General features: G+C 68.9%; 16 protein-coding genes. 5 read left to right on the plus strand and 11 right to left on the minus strand.

The window, feature by feature from the left end; genetic code table 11:
* Positions 1 to 154: 154 nt before the first annotated feature.
* The 5 genes from EER27_RS04425 to folE2 all read left to right on the plus strand — a co-directional run bounded on the left by EER27_RS04425 (position 155) and on the right by folE2 (position 5,156).
* Positions 155 to 1,498: a TRZ/ATZ family hydrolase gene (locus EER27_RS04425; protein WP_123086829.1), complete on the plus strand. Its 1,344-nt coding sequence runs from the start codon at positions 155 to 157 to the stop codon at positions 1,496 to 1,498.
* Positions 1,499 to 1,640: 142 nt separating this feature from the next.
* Entirely contained in the window at positions 1,641 to 2,369 is a 729-nt protein-coding gene (gene ubiG, locus EER27_RS04430; protein ID WP_123086830.1) for a bifunctional 2-polyprenyl-6-hydroxyphenol methylase/3-demethylubiquinol 3-O-methyltransferase UbiG, read from the plus strand.
* Positions 2,370 to 2,682: 313 nt separating this feature from the next.
* Positions 2,683 to 3,357, plus strand: a complete 675-nt coding sequence (locus tag EER27_RS04440) for a phosphoglycolate phosphatase (RefSeq protein WP_123086832.1) — start codon at positions 2,683 to 2,685, stop codon at positions 3,355 to 3,357.
* Positions 3,354 to 4,121, plus strand: a complete 768-nt coding sequence (locus EER27_RS04445; protein WP_148040931.1) for an isoprenoid biosynthesis enzyme family protein — start codon at positions 3,354 to 3,356, stop codon at positions 4,119 to 4,121. Before EER27_RS04440 ends, EER27_RS04445 begins: the two co-directional genes overlap by 4 nt.
* Positions 4,122 to 4,211: 90 nt before the next feature.
* Positions 4,212 to 5,156, plus strand: a complete 945-nt coding sequence (folE2, locus tag EER27_RS04450) for a GTP cyclohydrolase FolE2 (protein WP_223807170.1) — start codon at positions 4,212 to 4,214, stop codon at positions 5,154 to 5,156.
* 87 nt (positions 5,157 to 5,243) lie between these two features.
* Here the strand turns inward: folE2 and rnt are convergent, their stop codons facing one another.
* The 11 genes from rnt to pstS (EER27_RS04505) all read right to left on the minus strand — a co-directional run bounded on the left by rnt (position 5,244) and on the right by pstS (EER27_RS04505) (position 15,390).
* Complete coding sequence (gene rnt / locus EER27_RS04455) at positions 5,244 to 5,930, minus strand: ribonuclease T (protein ID WP_425480814.1); 687 nt, start codon at positions 5,928 to 5,930, stop codon at positions 5,244 to 5,246.
* Positions 5,931 to 6,094: 164 nt separating this feature from the next.
* Positions 6,095 to 6,907 (minus strand): HvfC family RiPP maturation protein, encoded by an 813-nt coding sequence (locus tag EER27_RS04460; RefSeq protein ID WP_123086835.1) that lies wholly within the window; start codon positions 6,905 to 6,907, stop codon positions 6,095 to 6,097.
* Positions 6,894 to 7,742 (minus strand): HvfB family MNIO-type RiPP peptide maturase, encoded by an 849-nt coding sequence (locus tag EER27_RS04465; protein WP_123086836.1) that lies wholly within the window; start codon positions 7,740 to 7,742, stop codon positions 6,894 to 6,896. The genes EER27_RS04460 and EER27_RS04465 overlap by 14 nt, the downstream gene beginning before the upstream one ends.
* A 59-nt stretch (positions 7,743 to 7,801) precedes the next feature.
* Positions 7,802 to 8,398: an HvfA family oxazolone/thioamide-modified RiPP metallophore gene (locus EER27_RS04470; protein WP_123086837.1), complete on the minus strand. Its 597-nt coding sequence runs from the start codon at positions 8,396 to 8,398 to the stop codon at positions 7,802 to 7,804.
* 96 nt (positions 8,399 to 8,494) lie between these two features.
* Positions 8,495 to 9,013 carry an RNA polymerase sigma factor gene (locus tag EER27_RS04475; RefSeq protein ID WP_123086838.1) on the minus strand — a complete coding sequence of 173 codons (519 nt, stop codon included), beginning with the start codon at positions 9,011 to 9,013 and terminating at the stop codon, positions 8,495 to 8,497.
* A 229-nt stretch (positions 9,014 to 9,242) separates the two neighbouring features.
* Positions 9,243 to 9,953, minus strand: a complete 711-nt coding sequence (gene phoU, locus EER27_RS04480) for a phosphate signaling complex protein PhoU (RefSeq protein ID WP_123086839.1) — start codon at positions 9,951 to 9,953, stop codon at positions 9,243 to 9,245.
* Between the two features lie 154 nt (positions 9,954 to 10,107).
* A complete protein-coding gene (gene pstB / locus EER27_RS04485) occupies positions 10,108 to 10,920 on the minus strand; it encodes a phosphate ABC transporter ATP-binding protein PstB (protein ID WP_223807171.1) in 813 nt (270 codons plus the stop codon).
* 34 nt (positions 10,921 to 10,954) lie between these two features.
* Positions 10,955 to 11,842 (minus strand): phosphate ABC transporter permease PstA, encoded by an 888-nt coding sequence (gene pstA / locus EER27_RS04490; protein ID WP_123086841.1) that lies wholly within the window; start codon positions 11,840 to 11,842, stop codon positions 10,955 to 10,957.
* Positions 11,842 to 12,810, minus strand: a complete 969-nt coding sequence (gene pstC, locus EER27_RS04495) for a phosphate ABC transporter permease subunit PstC (protein ID WP_123086842.1) — start codon at positions 12,808 to 12,810, stop codon at positions 11,842 to 11,844. Before pstC ends, pstA begins: the two co-directional genes overlap by 1 nt.
* Before the next feature lie 165 nt (positions 12,811 to 12,975).
* On the minus strand, positions 12,976 to 14,067 hold the full coding sequence (gene pstS, locus EER27_RS04500) for a phosphate ABC transporter substrate-binding protein PstS (protein ID WP_123087252.1): 1,092 nt from the start codon (positions 14,065 to 14,067) through the stop codon (positions 12,976 to 12,978).
* A gap of 303 nt (positions 14,068 to 14,370) precedes the next feature.
* On the minus strand, positions 14,371 to 15,390 hold the full coding sequence (gene pstS, locus EER27_RS04505) for a phosphate ABC transporter substrate-binding protein PstS (RefSeq protein ID WP_223807172.1): 1,020 nt from the start codon (positions 15,388 to 15,390) through the stop codon (positions 14,371 to 14,373).
* Positions 15,391 to 15,422 lie beyond the last annotated feature (32 nt).

A 15,422-nucleotide genomic window follows, 5' to 3' on the forward strand; every position in this document is an offset into this window, starting at 1 on the left:
GCGCGCGGAACGACCGCCGTCGTGCCCGGCGCGATGGCGGCCGATCGCGGAACACGATCGCAGGACGCGATGGTGCGGCGTGGCATCTCGCCAGGTGCATGCCCGCCCTCGACAGGGACGCCCGGCCATCCCGGGACCACGACAAAGGAAACGCATGACGACCGAACACGCACCCCAGCCCTGCGACCTGTTGATCGAAGCCGGCTGGGTCGTGCCGGTCATCCCGCACGGCGTGGCCCTCGAGGACCACGCCGTTGTCGTCACGGCCGGCGCCATCGTCGCCGTGCTGCCCACCGCCGAGGCCCGTCGACGCTACGTCGCCGGCGAGACCGTCTCGCGCCCGGATGCGGCGCTGATCCCGGGCCTGGTCAACGCCCACACGCACAACCCGATGACGCTGCTGCGCGGCATCGCCGACGATCTGCCGCTGATGGAATGGCTGCAGGGCCACATCTGGCCGATCGAGGGTGCGGTGATCGGGCCGGAGTTCGTCGCCGACGGCATCACCCTGGCAATCGCCGAGATGCTGCGCGGCGGCACCACCTGCGCCAACGAGAACTACTTCTTCCCCGACGTGCAGGCCGCCGTCTACAAGCGCCATGGCTTCCGTGCGCGCGTTGGCCTGCCGGTGATCGATTTCCCCACCGCCTGGGCGAAGTCCGACGACGAGTACTTCGACAAGGCAGGCGAAGTCTGGGACCAGTGGCGCGATGACCCGCTGGTGGCGACGGCGTTTGCCCCGCACGCGCCGTACACGGTGTCGGATACGAGCTTCGAACGCATCCGCATGCTGTCCGACCAGCTCGACATCCCCGTGCACTGCCATGTGCACGAGACGGCCCACGAGTGCGACGAATCTCAGGCCACGCATGGCCAGCGCCCGCTCGCGCGGCTGGACCGCCTGGGCCTGGTCAACGATCGCCTGATCGCCGTGCACATGACCCAGCTGAACTCCGCCGAGATCGCACTGTGCGCGCAGCGTGGCGTCAGCGTGGTGCATTGCCCGGAATCCAACCTCAAGCTGGCCTCGGGTTTCTGCCCGGTCGGAAATCTGCAGCGCGGCGGCGTCAACGTCGCCATCGGCACCGACGGCTGCGCCAGCAACAACGACCTGGACATGTTCGGCGAGATGCGCACCGCGGCCCTGCTGGCCAAGGCCGTGTCCGGCGACGCGTCCGCGCTCGACGCCGCCAGCGCGCTGCATGCGGCCACGCTGGGTGGCGCAAAGGCGCTGGGCTTCGACGACCGGATCGGCTCGATCGAGCCGGGCAAGATGGCCGACCTGGCCTGCGTCGACCTGGGTCAACTGGAAACCCAGCCGCTGCACCACGTGATCTCGCAACTGGTCTACGCCACCGGCCGGCACCAGATCAGCGATGTGTGGATCGCAGGGCGTGCGAAGCTGCGCCAGCGCGTGCTGGTCGACCTGGATGTCGAGGCGCTGGTGGCCAACGCGCGCCAATGGCGCAGCCGGATCGCCGGTATCCGGATCTCATGATCTGCACCTCGCAACTTCCGCCATTTCGTTTCCGTTTCCTGGGCTCGGCGTCACTGGGTGAATCGCGCCCGAAGTCCGGCCCTCCCGGCCCGCGTCCGATGAGGCGGGCCAGCCGTAACGATGCTTTCCTGGATGTGCCGCCATGACCGACCCTTCCGCCGCGCCCAACGACAACTTCAGCCAGGCCGAGCTCGACAAGTTCGGCGCACTGGCCAACCGCTGGTGGGACCCGGAAGGCCCGCAGAAGGCACTGCACGCGCTGAACCCGGCGCGCCTGGGTTATGTGGCCCAGCGCACCACGTTGCGCGGTGCGCGCGTGCTCGACGTCGGCTGCGGCGCCGGTCTGCTCAGCGAAGCGCTGGCCGTCGAAGGCGCGCAGGTCACCGCGCTCGACCTGGCGCCGGAACTGGTCAAGGTGGCCAAGCTGCACCGGCTGGAAACCGGCGTGGAGGTCGACTACCGCCTGCAGTCGGTGGAGTCGCTGGCGGCGGAGCTGCCCGGCAGTTTCGATGCGATCACCTGCATGGAGATGCTCGAGCACGTGCCCGACCCGGGCGCGATCATCGCCGCCTGCGCAACGCTGTTGAAGCCTGGCGGGCGTCTGTTCCTGTCGACGCTCAACCGCACACCGGCGGCATTCGCGTTGGCCATCGTCGGCGCCGAGTACGTCGCGGGGCTGCTGCCCAAGGGCACCCACACCTATCGCGATTTCATCAAGCCGTCCGAACTGGCCGCCTGGCTGCGCGAGGCCGACCTGCGACTCGAGGACGTCAGCGGACTGATGTACGAACCGTGGAACAACTCGGCCAAGGTGATCTCGCGCACCGACGTGAACTACCTGGCCTGCGCGGTGAAGCCAGGCGGGGAGTGACGTGAGGATTCGGGACTCTCGGGACTCGGGGCTCGGGGCTCGGGACTCTCGGGACTCGGGACTCGGGACTCGGGACCTGTGGCGCCTGTGGTCTGTGGCCGACATCGTGATTCGGGTCGGCGAGGCGGTTCAGTGCAATGGGATCTGAGACCACTCCTCCTACCGAGCTGATCAAGATCAAGCCCCTGAACCCTGAACCCTGAACCCCGAACCTCGAACCCCGCACCCCGCACCCCGCACCCCGCACCCCGCACCCCGACCCCCGACCCCCGACCCCCGACCCCCGACCCCCGACCCCCGAACCCCGAGTCCCATGCCCACCCGATTCCCCAAAGCCGTGCTGTTCGACCTCGATGGCACGCTGCTCGACAGCGCGCCGGACATGCTCGCCGCCGTCAACGCCATGCGCGCCGCGCGCGGCCGGCCCGACATGGCCCTGGCCGACCTGCGTCCGCACGTGTCCAAGGGCGCGCGGGCGATGGTGGGTGCGGCGTTCGACGATGTCGACGCGCAACAGCGCGATGGCTGGATCCCCGAGTTTCTCGCGCTCTACCAACGCGAGCTGGGCCGGCACGGTGCGCCGTTTGCCGGTGTCGAAGCCATGCTCGCCGCGCTCGAGGCGCAGGGCTGCGTCTGGGGCATCGTCACCAACAAGCCCGAGTACCTCGCGGTGCAGCTGATCCCGCTGCTGGGTTGGCAACACCGCTGTGCGGTGCTGATCGGCGGCGACACCCTGGCGGCACGCAAGCCCGATCCGTTGCCGCTGCTGGTTGCCGCGCAGCGCATCGACGTGGCGCCGGAAGACTGCGTGTACGTCGGCGACGACGAGCGCGACATCATCGCCGCGCGCGCCGCCGGCATGCCGTCGGTGGTCGCGCTGTGGGGCTACCGCCTGGCCGAGGACGATCCGCTGGCCTGGAACGGCGACGTGCTGATCGAGGACGCCGGCGAGCTGTGCGCAGCAGCGGCCTGGCCGGCAACACCATGAGCGCGCCGGACATCGACAGCCGTGACGACGGCGGCGAAGCGCTGGCCGATTTCATCGGCAAGTGGCGGGTGCGCTGGCCGGAATGGCCGCTGGCGGAGGTGTTTGTGCCCGTCGGGCAACGCGCCGCCGCCCTGGCCTGGGCCACCTTGCAGCAGGAACTGGGCGACGCGGCCTGGGGCGGCAGCGATGCGCGCCCGGGCGCGGCCAAGCTGGCCTGGTGGCAGGAGGAGCTGGCTGGCTGGTCCCGGGGCGCCCGCCGCCACCCGCTGGGCGTCGCCTTGCAGCGTCTGCCGGCGCCGTGGGCGGCACTGGCGGCGGCGTTGCCGGCGCTGGCCGCCAGTCGCGAGCGCCCGCGCGATCTCGACGAAGCCGCCGCGATGCTGCAGCCGTTCGCGCTGGCCATCGCCCGCATCGACGCGGCGCTGTCGCCAGCGGAGGCGTCCGCCGACGGCGACGCCGATCGCACGGAGGCTCGCGCTACGGCCGATGCCGCCGTGATCACGGCCTGCCTGCTGCAGGCGCGTGGCCTGCACGGCGACGAGACGCAGGTGCCACTGGCGATGCTGGCGCGGGCCGGCGAGGGCAACGCGAGCGCCGCCTGGATCAACGAGCAGACCGCCCGGTGGCCCGGCCAGCGGGCGTCGACCCGGCTGCGACGAGTCCACGCGGCCCTGGCACGCGAACGGCTGCGCCGCGGCGATGCGGTCCGTCCGCTGCCGGCCTGGTCGACGCTCTGGCAGGCCTGGCGCGCCGCCCGCAACTGACTGTTGCAGGTGCGAGGGAGGGGGCGGCCGGCGGGCCGGCTAGAATGGCCCCCGTTGCGAACCCCACGCGCCGCCCCCACCTGTGCTGACGTGACCAATCCCCCGCATAGCCTCCATCCCGCCGTCGTACGCGAACTCCCCGACGTGGCGTTCGACGCCGCCGCCATGGCGCGTCCGCTCGACTGGGTCGGGATGTCGAACATCGCCCTGCCACTGCGCGTCGCCTCCCCGGGAGGCGATCCGATCCAGGTCGCCGCCTCGGTCGACGTCGGTGTCGACCTGACCTCGGCCGACACGCGCGGCATCCACATGTCGCGGCTCTACCTGCGCCTGCAGGACGCGTTTGCCAGCGAAGTGGTGACCCCGGCTGGCCTGCGCCGCGTGCTGCAGTCGCTGGTGGATTCGCAGGCCGGCATCTCCTCACAGGCACGCCTGGCGCTGCGCTACGACCAGTTGCTGCTGCGGCCCGCGCTGGCCAGCGGCAACGCCGGCTGGAAGCGCTATCCGGTCGAGATCGACGCCAACCTCAGCGGCGGTCACCTGCGCCTGGCGCTGAAGTTCTCGGTCGAATATTCCAGTACGTGTCCGGCGTCTGCCGCGTTGTCGCGCCAGCTCAACGCCGAGCGCTTCAGCGAGGATTTCGCGGTCGCCCGGCCGTTGTCGGCCGCGGTGGTGAGTGACTGGCTGGCGTCGGAGCGTGGCCTGGCCGCCACGCCGCACGCGCAGCGCAGCCGCGCTTCGATGCGCGTCGAGTTGCGCCCGCAGTTCGACGAACTGCCATTGGCGGCATTGATCGATGCGGTCGAGCACGCGCTGGGCACGCCGGTCCAGACCGCCGTCAAGCGCGACGACGAGCAGGCCTTCGCCCGCCTCAATGCCGAGAACCTCATGTTCTGCGAGGACGCTGCGCGCCGTGTCGCTGCGGTGCTCGCCGCCGATCCGCGCATCGAGCGATTCGAGGCAGAGGTCGAGCACTACGAAAGCCTGCACCCGCACGATGCGGTGGCGCGGGTCAGCGGCGTCAACGTCGCTTGAAGTGAGCGCGTCACCGCGGCTCCCGCGGTGACGAATGCGTCGGCGATGTCGCGCCGATGTCGCCCGACGAGCCTCAGCCGGGCGGCATCAACCGGCCGACGTCAACCGCGGCAGCGCGTTGACGATCCGGCAGAACAGCTGCGCGGTGCGCTCGGTGTCGTACACCGCCGAATGCGCCTGGTTGCCGTCCCACTCCAGGCCCGAGGCCTGCACCGCGCGCGCAAGCACGGTCTGGCCGTAGGCGACACCGGCCAGGGTGACCGTGTCGAACACGCTGAACGGATGGAACGGGTTGCGCTTGTGGCCGCAACGCGCGACGGCGGCGTTGAGGAAATTGAGATCGAAGTGGGCGTTGTGACCGACCAGGATCGCGCGCTGGCAGCCGTGCCGCTTGGCTGCCTCGCGCACCGGCGCAAACACGTGATCGAGCGCCGCGCGCTCGTTGCGTGCCGCGCGGAACGGGTGGTCGACATCGATGCCGGTGATCTCCAGCGACTTCGGGTCGATCTCGGTGCCGGGTGCCGGCATCACATGGCTGCTGGTGATCTCACCGACCACGAGCTGGCCGTTCTCGTCGAGGTCCAGCGGAGCGACCGCGATCTCGAGCAGGGCATGGCGGTTCCAGTCGAAGCCGCCGGTTTCCACATCCACCACCACCGGCAGGAAGCCGCGAAAGCGGGACGCCAGCGTGCCGGGCGCCGATGTGGTGGTGGCTTCGGCGGCAGGGGCGGGGGCGGCGATCCCGGAGGGGACGTCGACGGGCATTGCGGGCATGGCGGGACTCGGTACGGCGTTGGTGCGGTGCGGAAGCCTAGCAGACCGACCCGGAACCCGGACGTTGCGGCTCCCTTCGGTCGGCGGTCGGCGGGGTTGCTGACGCCGGTGCGCTTGGCTGGCGCGCCGTCGCGCCGGGTCATCGAGTCGTCGGAATGCGGCTGTCAGTCCGCGCTCGAGGTAGCCGTCAGGACGCCACTGGCCTGCATCTGGCGCAGCAGCGGCACGCCGTGCGCGACGAATGCGCTGGCATCGTCGCTGCCAGCCTCGACGGCCAGCGCCAGCAGCAACGTGCGGCCCGTCGCTCCCGGCCCGGCTTCCAGCAGCTGGAGCAGGCGGAATGCCAGCGGGCTCAGTTCGGAAAAGCGCACATTGCCGTCGCGTTCGCGTCGAACCAGCAGCAACGTGGGCGTGTCCGGTGGCGTGTCGGGGCGATGGTCCGGGCCGATCCTGTGCACGGGCCACCGGTAAGCCAATGGCCAGGCCAGTGGCGACAGCGCCAGGCCCGTGTCCACCAGGTCCGATTCGTCGGCAGGCGTCCAAGGCGCGGGCGCCGCCGACTCGTCGATCTGCAGCGCCAGCTCGACCCACTCGTAATGCGCCAGCTCGGGCAGGAATGCCGGCAGGTCGCGCTCGTGCAACGGCACCTGCGCGAGGTAGTCGGTGAACTCGCCCGCGATGCGCGTGAACAGCGGCGAGCGACAGCGGTGCTCGCGATAGAAATCGCGCACCAGCGTGCGCCAGGCACCGTCGTCGAGCAGCCTGCGGATCACCGGAAAGCTGCCGGCCAGCAGGCCGGCGAGATTGTTGAACAGCAACTCGCGATACACCGCCAGGCGGCGTTCCTCGATGCCGGGCGGTGCAGGGATGGACTGCGGATCGCGCAGGTGCCGTGTCAGCTCGAACTGTTGCTCGCGCAGGCGCGCGGGCGCTTGGGCGATCGGTGTGTCGGCAGTGGGTCGGTCAGGCGTGGGCATGGCGGTCGGCGCGCGCGTGATCGCGCATGATCGAACGGACGGTGCCCAGTTCGGCAACCAACTCGGCGTAGGGCGGGAAATTGAAATCGCGTTCGAGCACCGTCGGACGCGCGCCGAAACGTGCGTAGGTTTCGCCCAGCAACGACCACACCGCATCCTTGACCGGTGCGCCGTGGGTGTCGATCTTGAGGTCCGGCGCTTCGTCGTAATGGCCGGCGACGTGAAGGCAGGCAATGCGATCACCTGGCAGGCCGGCAATGAACGCGCTGGCGTCGTAGCGATGATTGATCGCGTTGACGTAGACGTTGTTGACGTCCAGCAGCAGGTCGCAATCGGCTTCGGCCAACACCGCGCACGTGAACTCCAGCTCGCTCATGCGCTGGTGCGGCGCGGCGTAGTACGAAGCGTTCTCGATGGCGATGCGGCGACCGAGCAGGTCCTGTGTTTCTTGGATGCGCGCGGCGACGTGGCGCACGGCTTCTTCGGTGAACGGAATTGGTAACAGGTCGTACAACTGGCCGTCGTCGCTGCAGTAGCTCAGGTGCTCGCTGTACAGCGGGACGCGGTAGTGGTCGAGGAAATCGCGCACCTGCGCCAACAATTCGCGATCGAGCGGCGCGCAACCGCCCAGCGACAACGACAGGCCATGGCAGCACAGCGGGTGACGGGACGCCAGCTGCGCGAGCGCGTCGCCGAGGCGACCGCCCACGCCGATCCAGTTCTCCGGCGCGCATTCGAGGAAATCGAAGTCGCCGGTGGGCGCGTCCTGCAGCGGGCCCAGCAGGGCCCGCCGCAGTCCGAGTCCGACGCTCGTTGCAGGCAGCGGTCGGCTCATGGTTCAGCGGCAGTCCGCACAGGAAAGCACCAACGCCTGCGAGCGGACGATGCCAACCATTACGGCGTCGAACCGCCGCACTTGCCTTCGGCGGCCTTCTTGGCGGCCGGGACCAAGGTGGGAGCCGGTGCGGTCTGCGCCGGAGCGGCAGCTGCTGCCGGAGCCGCAGCGGCCGCCTCGGGTGCCGCTGCAGCGGCGTGGGCACCGCAGCCGCCTTCGGCAGCCTTGGCTTCGCCTGCGGCGGCGTGGCCACCACAGCTGCCTTCGCCGGCGGTCTTGTCGCCACCGCACTGGCCTTCGCCGCACTTGCCTTCACCGGCCTTGGCGGCGTGGTGGGCTTCCACCTCGGCAGCGCTGATCGAACCGTCACCGTTGGTGTCGTGTGCAGCGAAACCGCTGCCGTCGCCGCCGTGCGCGGCCGTGTACTCGGCCTGCGACAGGCTGCCGTCCTGGTCGGTGTCCATCTTGGTCATGCCGCACGCACCTTCGCCACACTTGCCTTCGGCGGGGGCCGCGGCGGCTGCGGCTTCCTGCGCGCCGAGCAGGTAGCCCTGGGTCAGGTCGCTCATCGCGAAGGCCGACGCGCTCAGACTCAGGCCGCCAATCAGGGCGGCGCCAACGGCGAGCGACATCGGCTTGCGGTTCTTGCTGTTCATGCGGGTCTCTCCTTGGATGGACGGGGTTGGGGGAACTGAAGGCAGGAATCTACGCCAGTGACGAGCCGGCAGGTTGACGCATTCGTCGCATTACGGTCAGCGGTCGAGGTACTCGCGCGCCAGCAGACGTGCGCGATGCAGCCGCGACTTGACGGCTTCGCGGCCGATGTCGAGCCGGTCCGCGATCTCGGCGATGGTCAGGCCTTCGAGGTCGCGCAGCAACACCACTTCGCGGTAGTGGGCCGGCAGGGACTCGAGTGCGGCAGCGACATCGTGCCGCCATTCGGCCGGTTCGTGCTGCACCGGCGGCAGGATGTCGTCGGTGATCACGTCTCCGCTGATCGTGCGCATGGCGCGCTTGAGGCGGTTGCATTCGCGCTTGACGATACGGAACAGCCAGGAGGTGAAACACTCCAACGCGCGCAGGTCGGCCAGCTTGCGCGAGACGGTGATCAGGGTTTCCTGCACCGCGTCCTCCACGTCGTTGATGACGCAGTGGTACTCGGCGTAGCGGCGCAGGTCCTGGCGCGAATGGGCCAGCACGCGCTCGAGCGCCATCGCATCGCCACGGCGGGCGGCGTGCAGGTCGTCGGGGGCAATCACGATGGCGGCCATGGGACGATTCTCCGGCAGTAGGGCAGGGATTGCCCACCACGCATCGGAGAAGAGTCAAGCGAGGGCCGAAACGGTTCGGCCCGGGTGCGATGCCCCGGGCCGTGGTTTTGCGCGGATTCAGGCTGGGGATTCGGCCCCCGCGCTCCACCCTGCGGGTTCAGCCAACCGAGCTCGGCCCACCACTACCGGGTCCAGCCAGCGAGTCCAGCCAGCAAGTGCAACCGGTCGATTACGGCCCGGTGGCGGTGTTGCTGTCGTCGCGCTTCTCGCGCGGCGGCAGCAGCTCCTCGCCGCGCACGAGGAACCAGACGTTCTCGGCGATGTTGGTGGCGTGGTCGCCGATCCGCTCGATGTTCTTGGCCATGAACAGCAGGTGGGTGCAGGCAGTGATGCTGCGTGCGTCCTCCATCATGTAGGTCAGGAGCTCGCGGAACAGCGCGGTGTAGGCCAGGTCGACCTCGGCGTCGCGCGCCCGAACGCGCTGCGCGGCTTCGACGTCGCTGGTCCGGTACGCGGCCAGCACATCGCGCAGCTGCGTCACCGCCAGCGTGCCCAGCGCATGCAGGCCGTTGACGTGCGGCAGCGGCGGCGACAGGTTCAGCGCCGTCGAACGCTTGGCGACGTTGGCCGCGTAGTCGCCGATGCGCTCGATGTCGGAGGCGATGCGGATCGCGGCGAGGATCTGGCGCAGGTCGCGCGCCATCGGCCCGCGCAGCGCCAGCTTCATGACGTCGTGGCTGATCTCTTGCTCGAGCGCGTCGATCGCCTCGTCGTTGGCGATGATGCGCTCGGCGGCCTTGCCGTCGCGGCGTCGCACGACGTCCAGCGCGGCCTCCAGCTGGGAGGCGGCCATCTCGCCCATGCGCAGGGTCTCGTCGAGCAGGCGGTGCTGCTCGTCGTCGTAGCTCTTGACGATGTGGTCGTGCATTGGGGGGCTCATGTCGGTGCTCCTTCGTCCTTGATGTGGTTCCCTCCTTCCTCCGGAAGAAGGTGCCCGATGGGCGGGATGGGAAAGGGCGCGCGCTGCATGCGGCGACGTCGCGTCGCCTGCACCTGCTGCGCCACCGTCGTCGTGTCGGCGTGACGCGTCCGGCTCAGCCGAACCGGCCGGTGATGTAGTCCTCGGTCTGCTGCCGGGTCGGACTCTGGAAGATGGTTTCGGTGGGGCCGTGCTCGACCAGGTCGCCCAGGTACATGAAGGCGGTGAAGTCGGACACGCGCGCGGCCTGTTGCATGTTGTGGGTCACGATGGCGATCGTGTAGTCCTTCTTGAGCTCTTCCACCAGTTGTTCGATGCGGCTGGTGGAGATCGGGTCCAGTGCCGACGTCGGCTCGTCGAGCAACAGCACGTCGGGCTTGAGCGCCACCGCGCGGGCGATGCACAGCCGCTGCTGCTGGCCGCCGGACAGTCCCAGTGCACTCTGGCCCAGCTTGTCCTTGACCTCGTCCCACAGCGCGCCCTGGCGCAGCGCGCCCTCGACGCGGACGGCCATCTCGGCCTTGGAAAGCTTCTCGTGATGCCGGATGCCGTAGGCGACGTTCTCGAAGATCGTCATCGGGAACGGCACCGGCTTCTGGAACACCATGCCGACCTTGCTGCGCAGCCGGTTCATCGGGTACTTGGCGTCAAGGATGTTTTCGCCGTCGAGCAGCACCTGGCCCGATGCCACCAGCTTGGGGTACAGCGCATAAATGCGGTTGAAGATGCGCAACAGCGTCGACTTGCCGCAGCCCGACGGTCCGATCAGCGCGGTCACGCGCTTCTCGGGGATCTCCAGGTGGATGTCCTTGAGCGCGTGAAATTTGTCGTAGTGGAAGTTCAGCCCGCGCGCGGCGAGCTTGACCGGGGCGACTTCGGCCGCAGGGGCGCGCGCGGGCATGGCGAGGGAAATGCGGGCGTCGTTCATGGGCGGGGTTCGCAGGTCGGGTTGGATCGAAAGGTCAGTCATGGCTCACCCGGTTGCGCAGTATGAGAGCACGCGCCAGCAGGCTGATCACCAGCACGAACAGGGTCAGCACCAGGGCGCCGGCCCAGGCCAGCGTCTGCCAGGTTTCGTAGGGGCTGCCGGCAAACTGGTTCATCACGACCGGCACGCTGGCGATGGGCTGCAATACGTCGGTGCTCCAGTACTGGTTGCCGAATGCGGTGAACAACAGCGGTGCGGTTTCGCCGGAGATGCGTGCCAGCGCGAGCAACACGCCGGTGACGATGCCCGCCGAGGCACTGCGGTACAGCACCTGCACGATCACCTTCCACTGCGGGACGCCCAGCGACAGCGCGGCTTCGCGCATCTGCGAGGGCACCAGCCGCAGCATCTCGTCGGTGGTACGCACGACGACGGGCAGCACGATGAAGGCCAGCGAGATCGCGCCTGCCAGTGCCGAGAAGTTGCCGCCGCTCTGCATCACCACCAGCGTGTAGACGAACAGGCCGAGCACGATCGATGGCGCCGACAGCAGGATGTCGTTGACGAAGCGCACCACCGTGCCGAGCTTGCGGCCGGCACCGTACTCGGCCAGCCAGGTGCCGGCGGCGATGCCCAGCGGGGTGCCGATCGCGATCGCGATCGCGCACATCACGGCGCTGCCGAAGAACGCGTTGCGCAGGCCGCCCACCTGCATCGGCGGTGGCGTGTCCTGGGAGAACAGCGCCCAGTCGATGCCGCCCAGGCCCTTGGCCACCAGCGTCCAGAGGATCCAGCCCAGGAAGAACAGGCCCAGCAACGCGGCCGCGCACGACAGCGTCAGTGCGACCACGTTGGCGATGCGACGACGGCGATACAGGGACGCGGCGGCAGGCGACACGACCGAAGCGGTGGTGGCGTTCATCAATTGCCCTCCTTGCGCGACAGCTGCATCAGCATCAAGCGTGCCAGCGCCAGCACCACGAAGGTGACCACGAACAGCACGAAGCCCAGCAGCAGCAGCGCCGATCGATAGGTTTCGGTCGCCTCGCCGAAATCGTTGGCGATCAGGGCGGCGATGGTGGTCCCCGGCTCCAGCAGCGAAGCCGAGAAGTTGACGCTGTTGCCGATCACGAACGCCACCGCCATCGTTTCGCCCAGCGCGCGACCCAGGCCGAGGAAGATGCCGCCGATCACGGCCGAGCGCGTGTACGGAAGTACGATGTCCCAGCTCACTTCCCAGCGCGTCGAACCCAGTGCGTAGGCCGATTCCTTGAGTCGTGTCGGCACGGTCAGGAACACCTCGCGCATCACGGAGGAAATGAACGGGATGACCATGATTGCCAGCACGATGCCGGCAGTGAGCATGCCGATGCCCAGCGGCGGACCCTGGAAGAAACGTCCGATGACGGGCAGCTCGCCAGCGTGGTCGTTGAGCCAGGGCGTGACGTATTCCGTCATCACCGGCACCAGCACGAACAGGCCCCACATGCCGTAGATGATCGACGGAATGCCGGCCAGCAGCTCGATGGCGGTGGCCACCGGCGCGCGCAGCCAGCGCGGTGCGACTTCGGTCAGGAAGAACGCGATGCCGAAGCTCACCGGTACCGCGATCAGCATGGCGATGAGGGCGGTGATCACCGTGCCGTAGATCGGCACCAGTGCGCCGTATTTGTCCTCGACCGGGTTCCACTCGGTGGTGATGAAGAAATCCAGGCCGGAGGTCGCCAGCACGTGGCGGCCGCCCCACAGCATCGACAGCGCAGCACCCGCCAGGGCCACCAGCACCAGGGCGACGGTGGCATTGAGCGCGTAGCGGAACAGCCGGTCGTTGCGCGCATCGAGCACGTCGCGGCGGCTGGGCGCGGTGGCGGGGAGGGTGGTGGTGTTCATCGGTACTCGCAAGGGCGATGTCCTGCCTGCTCCGTCCTGGAGCAGGCGCGCGGGTGGTGGGCAGGCGTTGCGGTCAACCCGGTTCGTGTCACGGCCCCGCGTCGGGGGCATGGCCAGTACGACGCGGCTGCCACGTCCGCGCGGGGCGCGGACGGGCTGCCAGCCTCACTTGAACTCGGCGGCCCAGTACGCCTTCACCTGGGTGACCAGCTCGGCCGGCAGCGGCACGTAGTGCAGCTCCTGCGCCTGCGGCTGGCCGCCTTCGAGGGCCCACTTGAAGAACGCCAGCGCATCCGCGCTGCGCTTGGCGTCCTTGGGCTGCTTGTGCATCAGGATGAAATTGGTGGCGGTGATCGGCCATGCCTGCGGGCCGGCGGCATTGGTGATCACGAGGTTGAAGTCCTTCGCACCGGCCCAGTCGGCGGTGGCGGCCGCGGCCTGGAACGACGCGGCGTTGGGCTCGATCCAGTTGCCGGCGGCGTTCTGCAGCGTGGTGTAGGCCATGTTGTTCTGGATCGCATAGGCCAGCTCGACATAGCCGATCGAACCCTTGATCTGCTGCACGTACGACGCCACGCCTTCGTTGCCCTTGCCGCCGACACCACCTGGCCACTTGACCGAGGTGCCTTCGCCGACGCTGTCCTTCCAGGCCGGGCTGACCTTGGACAGGTAGTTGGCGAAATTGAAGGTGGTGCCCGATCCGTCGGAGCGGTGCACGAGGTTGATCTTCAGGTCGGGCAGGGCGACGCCGGGATTGATCGCGGCGATGGCCGGATCGTTCCACTTGGCCACCTTGCCCAAGAAGATGTCCGCCAACAGCGGGCCGGTGAGGCGCAGCTTGCCGGCCGCGACGCCCTCGACATTGACGACCGGCACCACCCCGCCGATGGCCGACGGGAATTGCCCCAGGCCGGCGGCAGCGAGTTCCTCGCTCGACAGCGGCTTGTCGGACGAGCCGAAGTCCACCGTGCCGGCCTTGATCTGCGCGATGCCGCCGCCGGAACCGATCGACTGGTAGTTGACCTTCGCGCCGGTGGCCTGGTGGTAATCGCCCGACCACTTGGAGATCAGCGGGAAGATGAAGGTCGCACCGGCGCCGGTGATCTCGGCTGCGACGCGGTCGCCAGCAGGCGCACCGGCTGCGGGCGCGGTGGCGCCGTCGGCGGTCGCCGGAGCGTCGGCACCGGGCTTGCACGCGGCAACGGCCACCACGATGGCGAGGGAAAGGGCCGCAAGGCGTACCGGCGAGGACTTCATGCGTAACTCCATGACGAAGGCCGACCGGGCGGTCGGCGATGGCGCCATGAAATGATGTTTTTGTTACACGGCAATGACACCGGCAACCTGCCCTTCATTCACGGGGGGCGGGTGCCGGTGCGCAAGGCTTTCCGGGTTGTGGGCCGGCCGGGCGGGCGTCCGCTGCGGGCCCCGAGATGGCGCGGATGCGCGGCGCTCGGCCCGGTCGGCCCGGTCGGCCCAACGAACGACGGGCCCGAAGGCCCGTCGCAGGTCGTGCACGAAGCCGGAGTGCGCCTCGGTTTGATCCGGTCAGCCGCCGGCTCAGTACGCCATGTTCTGCGTCCAGTAGGCCTCGATGCGCTGGACCAGCGCGTCGGGCAGGGAGACGTAGTCCAGCGCCTTGGCCTGCGCGTCACCGTTGGCGTACACCCAGCGGAAGAATTCCTTGGCGTTCTTGGCGCCGGCGGCATTCTTGGGCTGCTTGTACATCAGGATGAAGTTGGTGGCGGTGATCGGCCAGGAGTTCTCGCCCGGGGCATTGGTCATCACCAGGTAGAAGTCGCGGGCAGAGGCCCAGTCGGCGCTCGCGGCGGCGGCCTGGAAGCTGTCATCGCTCGGGTTGACGTAGTTGCCGGCGGCGTTGCGCAGGCGCGAGTAGGCCATGCGGTTCTGCAGGGCATAGGACATCTCGACGTAGCCGATGCCGCCACGGATCTGCTTGACGTAAGCCGCGACGCCTTCGTTGCCCTTGCCGCCGATGCCGATCGGCCACTTCACGGCGGTGCCTTCACCCACCGTGGACTGCCACTGCGGGCTGACCTTGGACAGGTAGTTGACGAAGTTGAACGTGGTGCCCGAGCCGTCGGAGCGGTGGACCACGGTGATTTTCAGGTCGGGCAGCTGCAGGCCGGCATTGAGCGCGACGATGCGCGGGTCGTTCCATTTGGTGACCCGGCCCAGGAAAACGTCGGCCAGCAGCGCGCCGTCGAGCTTCATCGCACCGGCCTGGATGCCCGGCACGTTGAGCACCGGCACCACGCCGCCGATCACCGACGGGAACTGTGCCAGGCCGTGGCGCGCCAACTCTTCGGGACGCAGCGGCGCATCGGACGAGCCGAAGTCGACGGTCGCGGCCTTGATCTGCGCGATGCCGCCGCCGGAGCCGATCGACTGGTAATTGACGCGCTTGCCGCTGGCGGCGGCGTAATCGGCCGACCACTTCGACATGACCGGATACACGAACGAAGCACCGGCGCCGGTTACGTCGGCAGCCTGCGCATTGGCCACGAACGCGACGGACAACGCAATCGCGGCGAGGCGGAACTGGATGGACTTGAACACGAAGGACTCCTGGAGGACGACACGGGCGTAGC

The organism is Montanilutibacter psychrotolerans, from assembly GCF_003719825.1.
GTDB lineage: Bacteria > Pseudomonadota > Gammaproteobacteria > Xanthomonadales > Xanthomonadaceae > Montanilutibacter > Montanilutibacter psychrotolerans.